Origin of the sequence: Nitrospira sp. KM1 (assembly GCF_011405515.1) — a bacterium.
In the GTDB taxonomy this organism is placed as follows: Bacteria; Nitrospirota; Nitrospiria; order Nitrospirales; family Nitrospiraceae; genus Nitrospira_C.
Map to the genome: position 1 here is coordinate 952,096 of NZ_AP022671.1, position 18,872 is coordinate 970,967.

At 55.3% G+C, this 18,872-nt stretch carries 19 protein-coding genes; 12 read left to right on the plus strand and 7 right to left on the minus strand.

Going from position 1 to position 18,872, the window contains the following annotated elements; all coding sequences use genetic code 11:
• Positions 1-207: 207 nt before the first annotated feature.
• The 3 genes from W02_RS04490 to W02_RS04500 form a co-directional block, all read right to left on the minus strand.
• Positions 208-867: a hypothetical protein gene (locus tag W02_RS04490; RefSeq protein ID WP_173045202.1), complete on the minus strand. Its 660-nt coding sequence runs from the start codon at positions 865-867 to the stop codon at positions 208-210.
• The gene (locus tag W02_RS04495; RefSeq protein ID WP_173045204.1) at positions 857-2,092 is read right to left on the minus strand and encodes a hypothetical protein; all 1,236 of its coding nucleotides are present in this window, start codon (positions 2,090-2,092) and stop codon (positions 857-859) included. Before W02_RS04495 ends, W02_RS04490 begins: the two co-directional genes overlap by 11 nt.
• A gap of 388 nt (positions 2,093-2,480) precedes the next feature.
• Complete coding sequence (locus tag W02_RS04500) at positions 2,481-3,704, minus strand: tetratricopeptide repeat protein (RefSeq protein ID WP_173045206.1); 1,224 nt, start codon at positions 3,702-3,704, stop codon at positions 2,481-2,483.
• A gap of 399 nt (positions 3,705-4,103) precedes the next feature.
• Here W02_RS04500 and W02_RS04505 point away from each other — a divergent pair, with 399 nt between their 5' ends.
• From W02_RS04505 to W02_RS04525, 5 genes are all read left to right on the plus strand, one after another.
• Positions 4,104-4,364, plus strand: a complete 261-nt coding sequence (locus W02_RS04505; RefSeq protein ID WP_370467960.1) for a DUF2630 family protein — start codon at positions 4,104-4,106, stop codon at positions 4,362-4,364.
• 13 nt (positions 4,365-4,377) lie between these two features.
• Positions 4,378-5,784: an ATP-binding protein gene (locus tag W02_RS04510; RefSeq protein ID WP_173045210.1), complete on the plus strand. Its 1,407-nt coding sequence runs from the start codon at positions 4,378-4,380 to the stop codon at positions 5,782-5,784.
• Positions 5,785-5,786: 2 nt separating this feature from the next.
• On the plus strand, positions 5,787-7,451 hold the full coding sequence (locus W02_RS04515) for a response regulator (protein ID WP_197742136.1): 1,665 nt from the start codon (positions 5,787-5,789) through the stop codon (positions 7,449-7,451).
• Between the two features lie 20 nt (positions 7,452-7,471).
• The gene (locus W02_RS04520) at positions 7,472-8,032 is read left to right on the plus strand and encodes a thioredoxin domain-containing protein (protein WP_173045214.1); all 561 of its coding nucleotides are present in this window, start codon (positions 7,472-7,474) and stop codon (positions 8,030-8,032) included.
• A gap of 255 nt (positions 8,033-8,287) precedes the next feature.
• Positions 8,288-8,614 (plus strand): nuclear transport factor 2 family protein, encoded by a 327-nt coding sequence (locus W02_RS04525; protein WP_173045216.1) that lies wholly within the window; start codon positions 8,288-8,290, stop codon positions 8,612-8,614.
• 93 nt (positions 8,615-8,707) lie between these two features.
• On the opposite strand, the gene W02_RS04530 is transcribed toward W02_RS04525, so the two are convergent.
• The gene (locus tag W02_RS04530; protein WP_173045218.1) at positions 8,708-9,127 is read right to left on the minus strand and encodes a DUF1398 family protein; all 420 of its coding nucleotides are present in this window, start codon (positions 9,125-9,127) and stop codon (positions 8,708-8,710) included.
• Positions 9,128-9,545: 418 nt separating this feature from the next.
• Here W02_RS04530 and W02_RS04535 point away from each other — a divergent pair, with 418 nt between their 5' ends.
• The 5 genes from W02_RS04535 (at position 9,546) to nhaA (ending at position 14,617) form a co-directional block, all read left to right on the plus strand.
• Positions 9,546-9,761, plus strand: a complete 216-nt coding sequence (locus W02_RS04535; RefSeq protein WP_173045220.1) for a 4-oxalocrotonate tautomerase family protein — start codon at positions 9,546-9,548, stop codon at positions 9,759-9,761.
• Positions 9,762-9,785: 24 nt separating this feature from the next.
• A complete protein-coding gene (locus tag W02_RS04540; protein ID WP_173045222.1) occupies positions 9,786-10,412 on the plus strand; it encodes a hypothetical protein in 627 nt (208 codons plus the stop codon).
• A gap of 68 nt (positions 10,413-10,480) precedes the next feature.
• Positions 10,481-11,539, plus strand: coding sequence for an NAD(P)-dependent alcohol dehydrogenase (locus W02_RS04545; protein WP_173045224.1), 1,059 nt, complete (start codon positions 10,481-10,483; stop codon positions 11,537-11,539).
• Positions 11,540-12,009: 470 nt separating this feature from the next.
• A complete protein-coding gene (locus W02_RS04550; RefSeq protein WP_173045226.1) occupies positions 12,010-12,531 on the plus strand; it encodes a hemerythrin domain-containing protein in 522 nt (173 codons plus the stop codon).
• Between the two features lie 250 nt (positions 12,532-12,781).
• A complete protein-coding gene (nhaA, locus tag W02_RS04555) occupies positions 12,782-14,617 on the plus strand; it encodes a Na+/H+ antiporter NhaA (protein WP_173045228.1) in 1,836 nt (611 codons plus the stop codon).
• Between the two features lie 36 nt (positions 14,618-14,653).
• Here nhaA and ilvA read toward each other — a convergent pair whose 3' ends face one another.
• Positions 14,654-15,862: a threonine ammonia-lyase gene (gene ilvA, locus W02_RS04560; protein ID WP_173045230.1), complete on the minus strand. Its 1,209-nt coding sequence runs from the start codon at positions 15,860-15,862 to the stop codon at positions 14,654-14,656.
• 122 nt (positions 15,863-15,984) lie between these two features.
• On the minus strand, positions 15,985-16,131 hold the full coding sequence (locus W02_RS04565) for a hypothetical protein (protein ID WP_173045233.1): 147 nt from the start codon (positions 16,129-16,131) through the stop codon (positions 15,985-15,987).
• Between the two features lie 380 nt (positions 16,132-16,511).
• Here W02_RS04565 and W02_RS04570 point away from each other — a divergent pair, with 380 nt between their 5' ends.
• Together W02_RS04570 and W02_RS04575 are read left to right on the plus strand one after the other, a co-directional pair.
• The gene (locus W02_RS04570) at positions 16,512-17,738 is read left to right on the plus strand and encodes a tetratricopeptide repeat protein (RefSeq protein ID WP_173045235.1); all 1,227 of its coding nucleotides are present in this window, start codon (positions 16,512-16,514) and stop codon (positions 17,736-17,738) included.
• Positions 17,739-17,861: 123 nt separating this feature from the next.
• Complete coding sequence (locus tag W02_RS04575) at positions 17,862-18,248, plus strand: VOC family protein (protein ID WP_197742137.1); 387 nt, start codon at positions 17,862-17,864, stop codon at positions 18,246-18,248.
• Positions 18,249-18,396: 148 nt separating this feature from the next.
• On the opposite strand, the gene W02_RS04580 is transcribed toward W02_RS04575, so the two are convergent.
• Positions 18,397-18,870 carry a hypothetical protein gene (locus W02_RS04580; protein WP_173045237.1) on the minus strand — a complete coding sequence of 158 codons (474 nt, stop codon included), beginning with the start codon at positions 18,868-18,870 and terminating at the stop codon, positions 18,397-18,399.
• Positions 18,871-18,872: the final 2 nt, after the last annotated feature.

The following is an 18,872-nucleotide window of genomic DNA, read 5'->3' on the forward strand; positions in this document are numbered from 1 at the left end:
TCTGCCCGTCAAATGTCCGTCCAATACGAGGTATGGGTACATAGCGAGCGCGCAGATGGCATTACAACCAAACGGCGTGGTTTCCATCATACAAGTTGCACTGGATAAATCACATCCAGAAGATGGACGTTGATGGATTTCTGGCAAATGGGCAATCGCTCACCACACCGTGAATTCATCAAACAGTCGAATTCTCGAAGCCTCTGATCATCCGGTTCCGATTCTGATCATCTTCTCAGGATAGAAATACTTCTCGAATGTCTCTCTCGCCTTCCGATAGTCGTTGTCTGTTGCATACTTCAGTCGGTAATTGAATCGGCAGTTATGGGCCTTCTCGTATTGATACACCTCCTGGGTGAACGACACAATTTCATCCAGGTCCGACGTCTCATTCCCCTTCGTCAGACTGACTTCCAAGTCACGAGGAATCTCTCCAATGACCTGAACCGATTCCACACCATTCAGCATGCTGGCTTCGATCAACGTATTACTTTCTTTCTGACAGAGCACATAGCCGCGCTTGAGGTTGTCAATGGCTTCTTGAAAGCTCTCTTTCGTCGAAGCCTTTGCGCCCACCATGAGCTTTAATTCATTGACAAGAACCGCCATGTCGTTGACCCGCTTCTCCAGGGCGCTGTTCTTTTCCTCATTCTTGTTGTCCGCACTGTTCTTCGCCGTCGCCATATCAAACCCGGGCGGGACGGCTGCACTTTGACTTTTGGGCTCAAATCCACCTTCCGCCGGCTCCGGTCCTTTGCTCTCGACGTTGTCCGCCACATAGACCATCATCACTGCAAACACGAGCAACAGCAGTACTTCAACGAATGATAACGTGAGTGGCCAGCTTGAACGCGATTCACTTTCCATTTGCAGAACCTTCCTGAGTCACCCGGTCTCTCAAGAAGAACATGACTCCCCGCATCGTCGATTCGATCGCTTTGCTCGCGTCGAGGCTTGAATCGACCGCCTTCTGCACATTTATCAAGCTGCTCCTGACATCGGCGGATATTGCCGTGGCCGACACGTTGCTCAGTTCGGTTTCCAATGTTGCCAATTGTGTGGAGACCTTGCCAAATGCCGCCCGCACCGACTGCAAGTTATTGAGCTGACCATTCAGCTCTAAACGGCTACCCTCCAGTGCGATAGTCAGATCGGCGAATTCTTGAGCTCGTTCTTTGATCGTGCCGTGCAAATCATTCACGGCGATTCCAACCTGCTTCGCACTCTCCGATCCGAAGAATGAATCCCCAAACTGGGTCACGGTTTCAGCCGCCTGCATCAAACTCGCCTCCAGTTTGTGCACCGCTGCTTCAACGCCTTCTCCCTGCTTCCCTAGCGCGTCAACAAGTTTGGCCACCTCTACCGTGAGCGTCTCCTGTGGAATCTGAATCGCCCCCAGTCGCCCGACAAATTCTTTCAACGAAGATTCAAATCCTGCGCTCATGGTCTGGTGCTGCTCGGCGATTTTTTCTCGAATACCGGTCAACGACTGGCGAAGATCCTGGAGCGTCCCACTGAGATCTCCGAGTGCGCGATCTCGGAACGACCTCATGTCATCCGTCGCGACCTGGATCTCCTGCGTCAGAGCCGCGACGTAACGATCAAGATTATCGTGGGCTTCCATCAGTCGATCGGGATGCGTCTCCTTAAATTGGACGATCAAGAGCCGGAGAAGCATTCCACAGAACGTCGTCACCAGTGCGTAACCGAATAGAGTCAGAATCGCATTGGCTGTCAGCTTGGGGGCCGGCCAGACCACCAAGTTCGCGATCAGGGAAAACATCGCCCAGAGAAAGCCCATGTAATAGACCGAATCGCCAAATTGGTTGGTGCTCTTCTTTTTTAGGAAATACCCGTATCCTGCATAGCAACAGAGAAGAGCGATCAGGACCAAGACGGTGGAGGTACGAAAGGATTGCAGCATTGACGAGTATGCAAGACCGATCACACCCGTCAGTGTGACGCTCAACCAAGCGATTCGTAGTTTTGCATTCCCCCGTTCGATGGAATTCGCGCTTGCGAACCCGCTGTCCTCAAGATCATCAAGACCGGGCAATGACCTTTCAAAGTGGGTTGTTGAAAGCCGAGGCATACCTCCCTCCTCACCGTTATGCTCATTTTTGCCGCTGTCACTCATGGCATATTCTGATCTAGCCCCAGTGCTTATAACAGGGGGATTTTCACTGTTTGTATGTCGCTCACAAACATCGACAACATTTGAGATTTGCAGCTGCTTCGTCGCAGCTCGCCTTCTAATCTCCGAGGTCGTTTGACCGGTCAGATTGGAATACCAGCGGCACCGTGTGATTTTCCTCGGCGACAGAGCCCACTCACCGTCTCACACATCTCGTTCAATCAGACCTAGCACGGAACACATAACGATCATTTCCCGGCAGACGACCAGAATGAGGATAGATACGACGCCACAATCATTCACGTTGGGTGATGACGGGTGCAGGGCGCTCGCTTGCACGAGTTCATCACCGCGGTGGATCAGGCGCGATGCATCCGGAGCCGCCGGCATCGCGGCAGGCCTTGTACTCACGATTTTTCCATTCCCACTGCAGCATGGCCTCTTCGTCATCCGCTTGTTTCCCAGCCTGCATAAGATAGGCCATGCGCTCGGAGGAATTCCGGAACGTTCGGCCGACCGGCTCGATGTTCAGCGTAACCATCCGCAGTTTCAATCCCACGACCGCATCGCGTTCCGCGTCATTCCGAAATCCGATGTACGTATTGCGTCCCTTCAATTGATTCGACCAGTAGTTGGCCTGGTCGTGCCCCTTATCGCCGGCTTTGTCGAACCAGCGGATCGCCTCTTGTCGGCTCTGCGGCACCGTCATGCCGAATTGATAGACGCGTCCAAGCAGAAAGATCCCGTCTGGATTTCCCTGATCGGCGCTCTTGCGGACCCATCGGACCGCTTCTGCCCAATCTTCCTTCACGCAGATTCCGTCTTCATACATCATGCCCAAATAGTTTTGGGCTTCCGCATATCCCTGATCTGCCGACTTTCGATACCATCGCGCCGCGTCATCGCAATTCTTGCGAACGCCCTCCCCACGCTCATATTGGTAGGCCATCCGATATTGCGCCCGGGGATGCCCTTGCTCGGCCAACTTCTGAAAGATCTTGGCTGCTCCTGCAAAATCCTTCGCCTTGTACAACCGCAATCCTGCATTGATTTTATCCTGGTCCGGAGTGAGGGGCTCCGTCGCTTGGCCAAGGCCGGCAAGCGCCTGCTGAGCATCCCGCGATCCGGCCGCCGCTGCCTTCGAGTAATAGGTCCTGGCCTGCCCCAAGTCCTTCGTGAGCCCGATGCCGTGCTCATAGGCTCGCCCCATATTGAAGAGCCCGTCGTCATGTCCCTGCTCCGCGGCCTTTCGATACCATTTTGCCGCCTCAACGGGATCGGTCCTCACCCCATCGCCGCGCTCATAGAGGTATCCGAGTATGGCCTGGGCCGGTGCGTAGTTTTGCTCTGCCGCTTTTCGAAACCATGACGCAGCGGTGGATCGGTTTTTCGGATGATTCAGCGCAAAGGCATATGAGAGCCCTAGACAATATTGCTCGGCAGGAGACTTGGGGTCTGACCCGATCTGAAGAATATTCCGGCGGCAGGCAGCGAAATCGCCATTCAGATCCGCGTACACGGCGCAGGGAATCATGGCAAGGATAGCGGTACAGAGGCGAAGAGTCCTCATGATGCCTCCCGCACTGCGTGGAAATACGGAATAACGACGCCGCGATGGTAGCAAATGATAAAGGGAAGGATCAACGCACTAATCCGGAACAGCCGTGAAGCGGGCAACTGGTGCCGTTTGAGAGATCTCTTGAGATCCTTGAGAACACCCAACCCTTTTTCAAGCGACAGAAACATCTCCTGTTCATAACGAGTCCCCGCCGTATAACATGGCGATCGCAAGGGCGTGACAGTCTTGCGTAGACGCACACTCGTCGGGAAAGTAAAATATCAACCGTGAGTGCGTTCGCGCCGATCTCAAGATGCGGCATCTCTGCCCGCGTACAACGTGTTCTTTGAGTGGAGACTTCTACGAGGGACGAACCAATGGGAACCCAACGAATACGGTAAACGAGGAGGGTTGGTTATGAGCGAGAAAGACACGGATCAGCCTGTGCTGACACATATTGAGAAACTTGTCACGGAAGAGCATCAGTTGTTTTCGCGTGGAAACCAACGAGCCCTGACCGAAGCCGATCAAAAGCGGCTGACCACTATTCAAGTCGAATTGGATCAGTGCTGGGACCTACTCCGCCAACGTAGAGGGCTACGGGATGCGGGACAAGATCCCAAAGAGGCTCATGTGAGACCGTCTACGGTTGTCGAAGGCTACGAACAGTAAGCGGGTCTCCTTCATGAAGGCTGCCGAACTCCGAACGCTTCCATTATTCGCCGGTCTGACCGAAGCCGAGAGCAATTGTCTCGAGCACGGTGAAGAGATTCAAGTGCCTGCGGGCGAACTGTTGATTCGCGAAGGCTCTCCGGCGGAGTATTTCTATGTGATTCTCGAAGGGGAGATTCGGGTCACCAAGCTTTATGGCGGGCAGGAAATCATGATGACGACCCACACGCCGGGCAAATTTTTTGGGGAAGTCCCCCTCCTGCTCAACATTCCCCATATGGTAGACGGCAAAGCCAGAAAGCCTTCCCGCCTCCTGCGCTACTCCAGGGAGGCCTTCTGGTCAATGATGCGGGGATGTCCCTCCGTGGCCACGGAAATCCTGCGCACGATGGCCACTCGCCTACGTGCCCTGGAAGGATTTTCACAGCAACGAGAAAAACTCGTGTCCTTGGGGACGATGGCGGCCGGCTTAGCCCATGAACTGAACAACCCGGCCTCCGCCGCTCGGCGAGCCGCCGCCGACTTACGCGTGGCGGCCGCCGGTTTCCCCTCGCTGGCCTGTCGTCTCAACAAACGGCAATTATCGCAGCGCCAGTCCGATGCTCTGATACAGATCCAACAAGATATTGCCGCTCGGTCCGCGCGACAATCGGTAGCGCTGGACCCTGTGGCTCGAAGTGATCAGGAAGAACAGGTGGCGGCGTGGCTGAACCGGCATGGAGTGAGCGATTCATGGGACCTTGCGGGAACATTCGTGGGAACGTTACTCGATCAGACCTGGCTTGAGCACGTGGCCGGTCAGTTTCCAGCCGATGCGATGGCCGACGTGCTCAAGTGGGTCGCCGGCACGCTCACGATAGAAGACCTCGTCCGGCAGGTCGATCAAAGCACGACTCGCATCTCCGACCTCGTCAATGCCGTCAAATCATATTCCTACGAAGGCCGTGCGCCGCTTCAGGCCGTTGATATTCATGAGGGGTTGGAAAGTACGCTGACAATCCTATCGCACAAGCTCAAACATCTCACGGTGTCCAAAGAGTACGACAAGACGATTCCGGTCATCCACGCGTACGGCAATGAACTCAACCAAGTGTGGACAAACTTGATCGACAATGCGAGCGATGCAGCCGGACCCAGTGGACACATTTGGATCCGCACACGTCGGGAAGACAACATGGTGGTCGTCGAAATTCAGGACAACGGGCCTGGCATCGCGGAGGAGATCCGCCCCCGCCTCTTTGAACCCTTCTTCACAACCAAAGGAGTCGGCAAGGGGACCGGCCTCGGTCTGATTATCAGCTATCGCATCATTAGCGACCGGCACAGCGGCGAAATTGAGTTCGAATCCAAACCGGGCGACACACGATTTTTCGTACGCCTTCCTCTCGCGCAGCCCGGCACTCCCATCGCATCCGAATGAATATGGCTCCTAAACCCGTCTTAATGACAGTCGACGACGACACTGACGTGCTGCGCGCCATCGAACGTGATTTGCGTCGGAAGTACGCAGAACAGTACCGGATCCTTCGAGCCGATTCGGGGGCCGTCGCTCTGGACGCGCTCAAACAACTCAAATCGCGAAGTGAATCCGTCGCGCTCCTGTTGGTCGATCAACGTATGCCGAACATGACGGGTGTCGAGTTTTTGGAACAGGCTCTGGAGTTTCATCCGGAGGCAAAACGTGCGCTGCTCACCGCGTATGCGGACACCGACGCCGCCATCCAGGCCATCAACAGCGCGCATATCGATTATTACCTCATGAAGCCTTGGCATCCTCCGGAGGAACGGCTCTATCCGGTTTTGAATGACTTACTCGAAGACTGGCAGGCTTCGTTTCGCCCCTCCTTCGAAGGCATTCGTGTGATTGGTCATCGATGGTCCCCGCAAGCCCATCAGATTAAGGAATTTCTCAGCCGTAACTATATTCCCTATCGATGGCTGGATATTGAGAAAGATCCGGAGGCACCTGTCCTCCTCAACACTATCGGCACTGGAGATCAGCAACTGCCCGTTCTGTTGTTTACGGACGGATCATCTCTGGTGAAGCCGACTCCCGGCTTGATAGCGGAAAAGGTCGGCTTTCGCGTGAGAGCTGAGCAGGCTTTCTATGACCTCATTGTGATTGGGGCCGGACCGGCCGGCCTCGCTGCGGCCGTATACGGGGGCTCCGAGGGTCTTCGAACGATGTTGATCGAACGCGAGGCTCCCGGCGGCCAGGCTGGAATGAGTTCGCGAATAGAAAACTATCTCGGCTTTCCGTCCGGACTCAGTGGTCAGGACCTGGCTCGCCGCGCGCTGACGCAGGCACGGCGTTTCGGCGTCGAATTGCTCAGTCCTCAGGAGGCTGTCGGACTACAGGTGGCCGGCCCTGCACGCATCGTGAAATTGGCCGACGGCAGCGAGGTAAGCGGAAAGACCCTCCTGATTGCGACCGGCGTCTCGTATCGCACACTTGAGGTTCCGGGTATCGAACGCCTCGCCGGAGCCGGCGTGTATTACGGAGCCGGCATGACGGAAGCTCTCGCCTGCAAGGGGGAAGATGTTTTCGTTGTAGGAGGGGCCAATTCGGCCGGACAGGCAGCCATTTACTTCGCGCGATACGCCAGGCAGGTGACTCTCCTCGTGCGAGGCGAGTCGTTGACGCAGAGCATGTCGCACTACCTCATCGAGCGCATCAAGCAGACCCCCAACATTCTTGTGGAAACCAATGCATCGGTTGCTGAAGCACAGGGAAATGGCCGGCTCGATGCGCTCGTGATCGAACAGACCAAGGCCGGAGAACGTCGCACTGTCCCGGCTGGATCTCTATTCATTCTGATCGGCGCAATGCCTTATACGGACTGGCTGGGAGATATCGTCAGCCGGGACGAACACGGCTTTATCCTGAGCGGAACGGACCTGTTGCGCGAAGGCTGTCTCCCCTCAGGATGGCCCCTCGCCAGACCTCCTTACCTTTTCGAAACCAGCGTGCCTGGCGTGTTCGTGGCCGGCGATGCCCGGCATGGCTCTATTAAGCGGGTGGCCTCAGGCGTCGGAGAGGGGACCATCGCCCAAAAAATGATTGAGCGCTATCTCGAAGAAATGTGACTGCCTTACGGAGGCATACCATGAAACACAAAACGCCGCATGCCGGCAATTCGGCTCTCGACATCACCGGGCAGGATCACGTTCAAGGAGCGGTGAATGCGGCCGTCACGCTCGTCGAATATGGAGACTTCGAGTGCCCATACTCGCGACTAGCCGCCCATACCGTGAAGAAGCTGCAACAACAGTTCGGAAACGAACTCCGGTTTGTGTTCCGCCACTTTCCGCTGACGGCCAAACATCCCCATGCGCTCATCGCATCCGAAGCAGCGGAAGCTGCCGCTTCCGAGAGACGCTTCTGGCTGATGTACGATCTCTTGTTTGATAGTCAGGACCGGCTCGAGCGGAGTGATTTAATGGAGTATGCCGGGCAACTGGAGCTTGATCCAAAACGGTTTGATCGGGCGTTGACCGAACACCGATACCTCGATCGTGTGAAGACGGATGTGGCGAGTGGGAAGCAACACGGGGTCGACGGCACGCCGACATTCTTCATTAACGGCCGCCGGCAGGATGAAGACGATCTTCCGAAGCTACAAGCTGCCATCCGGCAGGCGCTTCACAATCAGTACGGCATTCAATAGATGCGCCAATTTCCGTCCCGGGATGCAGATAGGGATGTTTTCCCCTATCTCTTCACATGAACATAACCCGAACGACGTTCCATCAGTTCCTGGCGGCATTGACCTGAGACATTGACCATCTGCCACGCGGCAACCTGCTGCGCCTCAGGAACCATTCGATCCGCCGAGCTGTGTGGCGATGCCTGTCACAGGCGCCGATGACAATACCGTTCAGCATCCCATACGACCCACACATGATGCGTTAACGTCGCCACTATGGATCCACAATTGCCCGCCATTGTTCGGACTTACATTGACGCCAAGAACGCCTTTGATGTGAACGTGGCTCTCGAGTGCTTCAGTGACGATGCAGTGGTGCACGATGAACAAACAGACCGTCGCGGGAAACAAGACATCAAGCGATGGCTCGAAGAGACGATCAACAAATACCACGACCAGCTTCGGCCGATTCGATTCACCGAGCAGAATGATACAATCGTGCTGACAGCGGAGATTTCAGGGACATTCGACGGCAGTCCTGTGGAACTCGATTTTCACTTTAGTCTCCAGAGCGGCAAGATCTTAAACCTCTCGATTGCTTAGAACCCTCACCCATCGCCATACATCACATCGAGCATATTGACTTTAGAAAAGAGAGACCTGTTTTCTGCAGACACCTCTTCTCTGCAGCCAAGTTCAGGGGCGTGAGGAGGTTGCATCGGGACCAGCCCCCGGAAACCATTCAGTATATTGCTCACCTTGCCTACCGAGATAGGTCACACGCTTTCCGTTCAGAAATGCGAAGTAGCCTTGCACTCCAGCTCGCATGGCACGCTGTGAGAATTCTCGATGCTGTTGCCCCTTCTGCTGGCTATCCAGAATAGCTTGGCGTAAGGCCGTCACGTCGAAATCTCGCGCGACGGCCGGCAAGCCTTCATAAATTACCGGCGCGACAACGGTACCCGCATCAGCTCCATAGAAAGTGAATCGCAGCAGAATATAGTCGACATGGTAAAACTCGACGCCTGACTCGATGAGATGACGGACGATTTCCGGAAATGGCAGAGATCCGGCAATGGTGGCACGAGCCGCGTCCAATATACGTTGAGAATTCACTCATCCTCCTTCAGTAATAACAATATCCCACCGGAGAATAGCATTTTCATTGATTTTTGGCATACGGGAGAATGGAAACACGATCACTCGCGCCTCTCTCCGGACTTCGCCGTGGACCTACCCGCATTGAAGACGTAAAATGTCCTCGGTTTTTCATCTTGTATTTTTCTGTTTTAGTGACTTTGCGTCGCAGAGCGGAAAACTCTTCGATCTGCTGACCTGCGAAAAGCGCTTTCACCGATTCAAGGACGCGGAGGGTGGAGGAGGCCACTGCCGCGGCCTTGGCGCCATGCAATGGGAGCAAGCGACCTTCGATTGGCTCAATGAAGTTTTGGCCCGCTCGAACGTCCGACCGACCGCATGAATGGAACAGCAATCATAATGAATTAATACTTCCTCCCAGGCAAAAGGAGTTCTCATGCCGTATGTCAATGTTCAGATCACCAAGGGTGCGACCAGAGCCCAGAAAGCCCAGCTCGTGCGGGAGGTCACGGATTCACTCGTCCGCATACTCGGGAAAAAGCCTGAGCATACTCATGTCGTCATACAGGAAATTGCGGAAGCGGACTGGGGATTTTCAGGATTACTGACCGACGAATGGAAGAAGCGCCGATCCCGCAAAACGAGATCATAGATCAACGAGGACTACAAATCCGACATGCGCCCAGGACATCATCACGCGCTTCTGGTTCACGCGTGCCACCTTCTCTGCTTCGCGATTCTCCTGGTAGGGTGTCCTTCCAAAGCTCCACCTCCTGGCGTCCGATTTCCCATTACCACCGGCTCTCATCATATCTTGCCGGACACTCAGCAGCGCATCCTTGTTTCGAGTGATCCTCAGCTGGCCGATATCGCTATCGAATGGCTCCGTGCCCATCATTATTCGAATGTTGCTTCGCCCGATGGAGCTTCGCTCCATACCTCCAATGCTTCACCAAGACCTTCGAATCGCAAGGCTGCGCTCGCTCTCGCAAAGGAGATGAAGGCCGGCCTCGTGTTATTTGTGGAGCGCGAGATGGGTAAGGAATCGCTGATCGAGCCTCACTGCGATGCGTTCTTCTATGTGCATGTGAGCCTGCAAGGTGTATCGGTAAATAGCGAAGAGACGGTGCTGCGAGGCACTGCCCACTATCCGCACTGTGTCGATCTCAGCGAGCAGACTGTTCGGAGCCTCACTTGCCAGACCTTCGCGACGGCTTGGGGGTTTCGCCCGCCCGGGCAACTCGATATTCCATCGAATCTGATGTGTACGGTTGGTCAGACCGGGCCAACGCCAATGCATTGAGCCTCCGGACACCTCTCGACTTCTCCATCTTGCTTACCTGAGTATTCTTGAAGCATACTGGGACAAACATGTACAAAACAAAAGCTTATTCAGCTGCCAGTCCGACATCTTCGCTTATCCCCACCACGATTACGCGTCGTGACCCAACTGAACATGACATCCAGATCGAAATTCTCTTCTGCGGGATCTGCCACTCCGATCTCCATCAGGCCCGTAACGAGTGGAGCGGGGCCATGCCAACCGTGTATCCATGCATCCCGGGCCATGAGATCGTCGGTCGAGTCCTTCAAGCGGGCACGGCGGTCAAGACGTTCAAGGCCGGTGACCTCGCCGCGGTTGGCTGCATGGTCGACTCGGACCGGACCTGCACAGACTGCCTGGATGGTCTTGAACAGTTTTGTAAGAATGTCACCCTCACCTATAATTTTCCGGACAAGCACCTCGGAGGCGTCACGTATGGTGGCTACTCTGACAGTATCGTTGTCGATGAACGTTTCGTCCTGCGCATTCCTGCCAACATCAATTTAGCGGGGGCCGCGCCGCTGCTGTGTGCCGGTATCACCACCTACTCCCCCATGCGCCATTGGGGCGTCACGAAAGGGAAGAAGGTTGGTGTGGTGGGGCTTGGGGGACTAGGCCATATGGCCGTGAAGTTTGCTCATGCGCTCGGAGCGCACGTCGTGATCTTTACGACTTCGGCCAACAAGAAGGAGGATGCCCTTCGTCTCGGGGCGAACGAAGTCGTCATCTCCCGCAATTCTGACGAGATGAAGAAGCATGCCGGCAGCTTTGACTTCATCCTCGACGCCGTCTCGGCCGATCATGATATCAACGCCTATATCGAACTTCTGCGCCGTGATGGCACCATCACCCTCGTCGGTGCACCGGAAAAACCTCTCGCCGTCGCTGCCTTCGGTCTCTTGTTCGGACGCCGCAGCCTCTCCGGTTCACCCATCGGCGGCATTCCAGAAACCCAGGAGATGCTGGACTTTTGTGGGAAACACAACATCACCGCGGATGTCGAGGTGATCCCGATTCAGAAGGTCAACGAGGCCTACGACAGACTGCTCAAGTCCGATGTCAAGTACCGCTTCTCCATCGATATGGCTTCTCTCAGATCAGAGTAATCCGCGCAGAGAGAAAGAGTTGTTCAGTTGCCGGCGTATGGTGGGACTTCGCTCACACTCTGCGTCGTCTAAGAATCTCTGATAAGGAAACAATATCGATGAGGCGTCTATTGAAGGTTATTGCATCGCGGTTGCGCTCGGCGCCTGCACCACCACCAACTGACGCTATCTCGATGATGCGAAGGGGACTGCCAGTCAAGCGGAGATCGTCAAGACGTTGGTCCAGCCTGCGAAGAAACAGACTCTGGACAATGGTGGGACGCATTGGGTCTATCATAAGCGGCACTGTAGTTCGGTCGGGGCCAGAAACGTCTGTCTAGTCTTCGAACTGCGTTTTGACGCTCAGACGGCATTGAAAGACTGGGAAGATCACGAAGTGAACTGCAATGCCGAAGCGATGTAACCGGGATTCTCTTCCCGTCCATCGCACAGCAATACATCGAACCGCACGTCACTGTAAGGGACACTTCATGAAGAAGGGCAAACTACAGGAGTTGGCGGACTCGAGCCACGCGCAGTCTGCGCATAGCGTCGTCAAGTTGCTCGTCGCCGATCACGACCTGATGCGCACACTCATGGATGAAGTGAAATCGCAGAAGGCCACACCGGCGAAGCAAAAATTGGCGTTCAAAGAACTCAAACGCACGGTGCAATCGCATGTGAAGGCCGAAGAATCGACCTTTCTCACCTTGATTGAACATCATCCCAAGTTTGAAGACCGAGCACTCGAAGGGTACGAAGAACATCGCGTTCACGAGACGATTCTCTCCGGCATTACCCATGTCCGGGAGGAAACGCGACAAATCCAACAGATGAAAGTGTTCTGCGAGATTCTCGAGCATCACCTCGACGAAGAAGAGGAATATCTCTTTCCACGATTCAAAAAGTATGCGGCTCTCTCTACGCGAAGGAAGATTGGCAGGCGCTTCCTCAAGGTCAGGAAACGGACCGATACGATGTCGAAGAAGCGCGGCGCCGCTCGCTTCTCGTGATCAGGCCCAGCCAGCAGATCTCGTGCATACCTGCATTTCTCAAGAAGTGATAACACTTCTTCCCGGATTGCGCGTCAGACTCACACTTTTCATCCGGACCAACCTGGGTTTCGGGACTCGTCCCGTACTGAGCGTTCGGATCCATCCGTGGAGTTGCAAGGCCTTCCGCTATTCGTCTGCCCTCTCGTCACACCTCTGGACCAGGGCCAACGCACCCACGTAGAGTGGGCGAAATCGACGGAGGAAATGCATGTCTCAAACACCGACAAGCAACGGATGGCTCGATCGCCCGGTCGACGAGAGCCGAGACCACGTCCTTGGGCCCATCGATGCACGCATCACGCTCGTGGAATACGGCAGTTATGCCTGTCCGTATTGTCGGGCCGCCAACGACAGCATTGCAGCCGTGCGCGACCGCTTCGGCGAACGGATGCGCTATGTATTCAGACAGCGCCCGCTCACGAACAACGATCTCGCCCGCCGGGCGGCCGAGCTGGCGGAGCGAGCCGATGCCGACCAGTTCTGGAGGACGCACATCAAATTGATGACGCGTTCAGAGGCGCTGACCCAGGACGATCTTGTCGCCGTAGCCGCCGACCTGGGGCTCGACGGACGTGACGGTGAAGAGACTGAAGAGGCCCGCCGGGCAAAGGAGCGCGTGGAAGCCGATGAAGCCAGTGCCCGCGCCAGCGGAGCCGCGGTTGTCCCCACGTTCTTCATCAACAGTCGGCGCTATGACGGCCCATGGGATGAGAGCTCGCTGTCCGATGCAATGCTCGGAACATTAGGCCATCGTGTCCGTTCCGCCGCGCTCGACTTCGTCAGCTGGGGACCATCGGCGGGTGTGCTGTTGGTCATCACCACGTTGATGGCGCTCGTGTTGACGAACTCCCCGTTCGGCGCCGCATTCGAGACGTTCTGGCAGCAAGACTTCGGATTCTCTTTCGGTGAAGCGGGTTTTCAGATGTCCCTGCGCCATTGGGTCAATGATGGACTGCTCACAATCTTTTTCCTGGTAGTCGGCTTGGAGATCAAACGGGAGTTCACGGTCGGCCATTTGGCCAGCCGGCGTTCTGCTGCGTTGCCGATCGCCGCGGCGGTCGGCGGGATGGTCGCGCCCGCCCTGATCTATCTGTCCGTCATTCCCCAGGGTCCCTGGTCGCTTGGTTGGGGCGTGCCGATGGCGACCGACACCGCCTTTGCGATTGCGCTGATTGCGATGATGGGCACTCGGGTGCCCATCGAACTGCGCGTCTTCCTGACGGCGGCAGCGATCGTCGATGATATCGGGGCGATTGTGGTCGTGGCGGCCTTCTATTCCGGCGCACTGCAATTCGCGTATCTCGCCATGGCGACGGTGACCGTTGTCGCTCTCGCGTTTCTGAATCAATCGAGGATCTATCGCCTATTCCCGTACATGGTCCTTGGCGTGGTTCTATGGGCCTGCGTCCATGCCGGCGGACTGCATGCCACACTGGCCGGCGTGCTGCTTGCGCTGTTCATTCCCACGCGGCCGCCGCCGAATCTGCAGACCCTCATGACACAGGCGGACGTGATTTTGGCTGCGGAAACTCAACACAGCGGTGAGGTATTACGTCACGGACCCTCTTTGCCTGCGCTGCGCGCGCTTGACGATATCCATGAACGGTTGGAATCCCCGGCCGACCGCCTGTTGCGTCATGCGGGAGCACGCTCGAGTTATTTGGTGCTGCCGGTATTCGCGTTGGCCAACGCGGGAGTGGCGATCACGACCGAAGCGTGGAGCGGCCACGCTTCTCTCCTGCTTGCCATCATGGCCGGACTGGTCATAGGCAAGCCCCTTGGATTGATCGCGGCTTCAGCGCTGGCGGTCGGGACGGGACTCGCCGTCAAGCCGGAAGAGTATTCTTGGCGCCAACTCAGCGGAGCTGGAGCGTTAGCCGGCATAGGTTTTACGATGTCGCTGTTCATCGCCGGCCAAGCCTTTCCGATTCCGGCAGACTTCGCGGCCGCCAAGATCGCGGTATTCTTGGCTTCGGTTCTGTCCGCGGTCATTGGTGTCGCAATTCTTTGGAGAGTCTCACGGGGAAGCAACGTCAACCCATGATGGGCATCCCATACGCACATCATCGACACAATACGGTTATTCGATCACGTTAAATTCGTAGCTCGACCCTTTGAGGGTGGTCAAGAGCTCCGACGCATGTTCGCGTCCTCGGGTTTCCATGGTGATATCGATCGCGGCTTCATTCAGGCTGACACCATAGTGGGCACGGTTATAGGAAGTCTCCACGATATTGGCGCGGGACTTTGCAATAATCGATGTCAGACCTTCCAATGCACCGGGGTAGTCCGGGAGGCGTACTCGGAGGCGCAACCGTCTTCCGTCCCGAACCATACCCTGCTCGATGATTCTCGCCAGGAGATTGACATCGAGGTTACCACCGGATACGAGCACGGCGATGTTTTTTCCACTATGCCCGGTTTTGCCTTGCAGAATCGCCGCAAGCGCAATGGCACCGGCCCCTTCCGCCACGGTTTTTTCACCCTCCAGCAACACCAGAATCGCCGCCGCGATTTCGTCTTCATCGACTGTCACGATCTGATCGACATATTCCCGAACCAATGGCAGCGTGCGCGCGCCTGCCCTTCGAACGGCAATTCCATCTGCCAAGGTTGATCTCCCTGGAAGATCAACCGGTCCCTGGTGTTGCAGTGCCGCTTGCATGGACGGCAGCCGCGCGGTTTGCACACCCATCACCTCAACGCGAGCGTTGAGCCCTTTCACCGCGCACCCAACACCGCCGATCAATCCTCCTCCTCCCACCGGCACAACGATCACATCCAAGTTTGGATTCTGCTGCAGGAGTTCCAACCCGATCGTCCCCTGTCCTGCGATCACCGCATCGTCGTCGAACGGATGAATGAACGTCGCATTTCTCTGCTCACTCCGTTCAACAGCCGCCTCGCAGGCTTCATCGTAACTGTCACCGTGCAGGACAACGTCCGCCCCGTAGGCGCGCGTCGCTGATAGCTTGATAAGGGGCGTCAACCGAGGCATCCAGATCTGAGCCGGAATACCGCGCTGCGTTGCATGATAGGCCACTCCTTGACCATGGTTGCCCGCCGAGGCCGCGATCACGCCTTGCCGCCGTTCGTCATCGGTCATGGTCAAAATTCGATTCAGCGCACCTCGCTCCTTGAAGGATCCTGTCATCTGAAGATTTTCCAGCTTCAAGAAGATTGAATTGCCCGTCAGCCTGGAAAGCATTTTCGAATGCATCAGCGGAGATTCGTAGATCGACGATTTGATGCGGATGGCGGCTGCTTCGATAGACTTGCCGTTGACCATGCTATTTCCCTTTCCGTGCCCCGGCTCTCGCATCTGGGCACATAAAAAGCCCCTGACGGAATTCAAATCCGCCAGGGGCCTTTGCATGCTTAAATGACGCTCTCGGTCGCAGGCAGACAGGCTCAGGCGGAGCAGGCGATCATCATCGCCGCTGCCATACCAATGCCGATTTCCCGCCCAATCGTCGTCATCATTGTATGTTCGTAGCTTGGGATCTGCTGGAGGTGCACCTTATACCATCCGCGGGGGGCCAGATCAAGAGAGAGCAAATCCATCTCCTTCTGAGTTAGGTCCCTATCATTATTGACAGGTACTCGGCAGACAATCGTGTTGCCCCGCATAGAAAGGCCGCTCCTTGTTGCCCACCTTAACCTGCTTGACCGTCTTTTCGACAGCCCACAGGGAGCATGTTCCCGATCATATTTAGTTAGGAGCTTGATGGTCTTGCATGTACGTTAGAGTAGCCGCTGCGGTGAGAGACCAGATGGAAATACAATCATTACACTTTCATACCGCTTTCTCTCTTGACCGACTAGTCCTACGCTTCTCAAGTGTCATCGCCACCACACTTCTGGCGTGGAACCTCTACGGCTGTCACGCATCGGGAGATCTCTTTAGGCCTGTTGAACCGGCCGTTGGGATGTCAGCCGTGTATGTGATGCGCACCGATACTTGGGCATCTTCATTGTATGATGAACACATCTATATAGATGACCACGAGGTAGCGCGGCTGTCGCCGGGAGGGTACTACGTCCTGCCTCTCAGGCCAGGTGTCCATCACCTCACAACCAAGATGTTCTTGCGACCTGAACTGCACGGCCTATTGGTAACTGAAACGGGTCGAACCTATTACATCAGAATCGGGGTCGAAACCCCTCGTACAACCATCGTCGATGGCACCGACAGCAGACGTATCGAATACCTCAAGCCAGAGTCCGGCGGCCCGCTTTTAGAAAGCATGAAGCTACAGAAACAGTCGATTAGCCACCCACTTCCTCTCTCTCCCAAGAGCGAAGAGGAATACCTCGCGGCCATTGCCGCAGCAGAAAGCGCTGGACAACATGCGACACTGGCGGCGGCACTCAACGAGATGGGCCAGTTTTACCTTGACCAATCACGGCTGAGGGAAGCAGAGCGGCTCTATCTGCGGGCAAGAGCGTGGGCTGAACGTGCAGGATTGCCTGGCGAGCTCTCAAGAAGTCTTAATGGATTGGGGATGGTCTGTGAGGGAACCAGCCGCCTTGTAGAGGCAGAGGCATATTATCGGCACGCCATTCAAGTGGACGAATCGCTGAATCAGGAACTGCAGGCATCAAGTACTCAACTCGCGGCGCATCTGAGCAACTTGGCAAACCTCTATCGTCACCAACAGCGATACGACGAAGCGGAACCGCTCTATCAACGTTCTCAAAACCTTTATATTAATCTGGGAGACACTGAATCCCTTGCGGTCAATTTGAGCAATCAAGCGTATGTGTTTGCATCGCAGCATCGCGACGAAGATGCCGAGCTCCTGTTCAGGACGGCGCTCGCACAATTCCAACTATCTCCGTATGCCCGCCCTACATACGTGGCGAGCAACCTGCGCGGATTGGCCTCTCTCTATGTGAGGCAACACAGGTATGGCGAGGCTGAACCACTCCTCGAACAAGCGATTGTCGCCTTAGGTGGAGCAGCCACAGGCCCTGCAAAAGACAACATCAGGCTATTTCTCCTCACTTGTCTCATTAACGTTGCGGAGGTCCAACTCGCTCAAGGCCATACCGCAGACGCCCGGATATCCTACCAGCGCGCCGCATTATCTGCGGAAATCACATTGGGATCTCAGCACCCCGAGGTCTTATCGCTGAAGAAGACACTTGATCACATCCTCTAAGAAGTATCGCCGGTCGCCGACCCAAGAATGATTTCCACACTCAAATAAGATCGGGGCGAGCGTTTGCCATCCGCAAGCGATTCTGTAAGCTCCTCGTTTCTCTATCCTGCTATAATTCCGGTTGTGGGAATCTACGATCACATCGATTTGAGAGTACGAAACCTTGCCGAGGCGCGAAGCTTCTATGAGAGACTTTTGCCCTCGCTGGGATTCGTCCACAATGTCGGGATCGACGGGTGGCTGCAGTTCGAGGCCCAAGGAACCGACGGTGCGACTCAGTTTTTTGGCGTCACGGAATCATCTGGACACGTCGCCAACGAGTGTCGCATCGCGTTTTGGGCTCAAAGCAATGCGGACGTGGATAGACTTGCCGAGATCGTCGTGCGTGCTGGAGCTCGGCACGTCGAAGGCCCCGATGAGCAGGAAGGGCCTGGGTACTATGCAGTCTTTTTCGAAGATCCCAGCGGGAATCGATTGGAAATCTGTCATCGAACAGGCACAGCCAAGTGAGCCATGATGCCAGGAACTCGCTTGTCGTTCCTACTGGCACTGCCAAAATAGATCCAGTCACATATGTATTTAAATAGATCATAATATTCAATTATATACATGATATAGTTAAATATTTAGATGAATATCATCTAACGTTGGTCTTCTCTTATTTTCGAGGAATGGACGTAGTGGTCAGCTCGGCAGCGAGTTGTTGATACAGTTCCTCCAGCCCGATCAGATGTCCTTTGGTGCGCTGTTGAAGTGTTTTCGCCAATGCAACCGGATACCGATACCCCACCCCTTTCTTCAGCAAATTCTTATCCGTCACAATCACATCCGAACTTTTAATTTTACCGTGCGCGGTGGTGACATTCGCTACCGCTCCGACAGTCATCGTCAGCCAGGTTTTCTTTGACGTTTCGACGGCGAAGATCGGTTTGTCGGAAACTAATATGACGTTCAAGTTTCCGTGAAGTGCCGCGGGTGAGCATGACGTGCGTGTCTCACGATTGATTGCGTTCATGAGGTGTTCAATTTCACGGCACATCGCAGCCGTCTCTACCGATTCATCGGCTTGGACCGAAGCCACTCCCATGACGCTATTCAATAGCATGAGTCCAAAAAGACAACGGACATGCATGT

Excerpts from the sequence above, each read along its gene's own strand:
- ilvA (WP_173045230.1), bottom strand. The coding sequence starts at position 15,862 with ATGGTCAACGGCAAGTCTATCGAAGCAGCCGCCATCCGCATCAAATCG.
- W02_RS04500 (WP_173045206.1), bottom strand. The coding sequence starts at position 3,704 with ATGAGGACTCTTCGCCTCTGTACCGCTATCCTTGCCATGATTCCCTGC.
- W02_RS04550 (WP_173045226.1), top strand. The coding sequence starts at position 12,010 with ATGAAGAAGGGCAAACTACAGGAGTTGGCGGACTCGAGCCACGCGCAG.
- W02_RS04535 (WP_173045220.1), top strand. The coding sequence starts at position 9,546 with ATGCCGTATGTCAATGTTCAGATCACCAAGGGTGCGACCAGAGCCCAG.
- W02_RS04515 (WP_197742136.1), top strand. The coding sequence starts at position 5,787 with ATGGCTCCTAAACCCGTCTTAATGACAGTCGACGACGACACTGACGTG.
- nhaA (WP_173045228.1), top strand. The coding sequence starts at position 12,782 with ATGTCTCAAACACCGACAAGCAACGGATGGCTCGATCGCCCGGTCGAC.
- W02_RS04490 (WP_173045202.1), bottom strand. The coding sequence starts at position 867 with ATGGAAAGTGAATCGCGTTCAAGCTGGCCACTCACGTTATCATTCGTT.
- W02_RS04525 (WP_173045216.1), top strand. The coding sequence starts at position 8,288 with ATGGATCCACAATTGCCCGCCATTGTTCGGACTTACATTGACGCCAAG.
- W02_RS04495 (WP_173045204.1), bottom strand. The coding sequence starts at position 2,092 with ATGCCTCGGCTTTCAACAACCCACTTTGAAAGGTCATTGCCCGGTCTT.
- W02_RS04580 (WP_173045237.1), bottom strand. The coding sequence starts at position 18,870 with ATGCATGTCCGTTGTCTTTTTGGACTCATGCTATTGAATAGCGTCATG.
- W02_RS04510 (WP_173045210.1), top strand. The coding sequence starts at position 4,378 with ATGAAGGCTGCCGAACTCCGAACGCTTCCATTATTCGCCGGTCTGACC.
- W02_RS04545 (WP_173045224.1), top strand. The coding sequence starts at position 10,481 with ATGTACAAAACAAAAGCTTATTCAGCTGCCAGTCCGACATCTTCGCTT.
- W02_RS04540 (WP_173045222.1), top strand. The coding sequence starts at position 9,786 with ATGCGCCCAGGACATCATCACGCGCTTCTGGTTCACGCGTGCCACCTT.
- W02_RS04520 (WP_173045214.1), top strand. The coding sequence starts at position 7,472 with ATGAAACACAAAACGCCGCATGCCGGCAATTCGGCTCTCGACATCACC.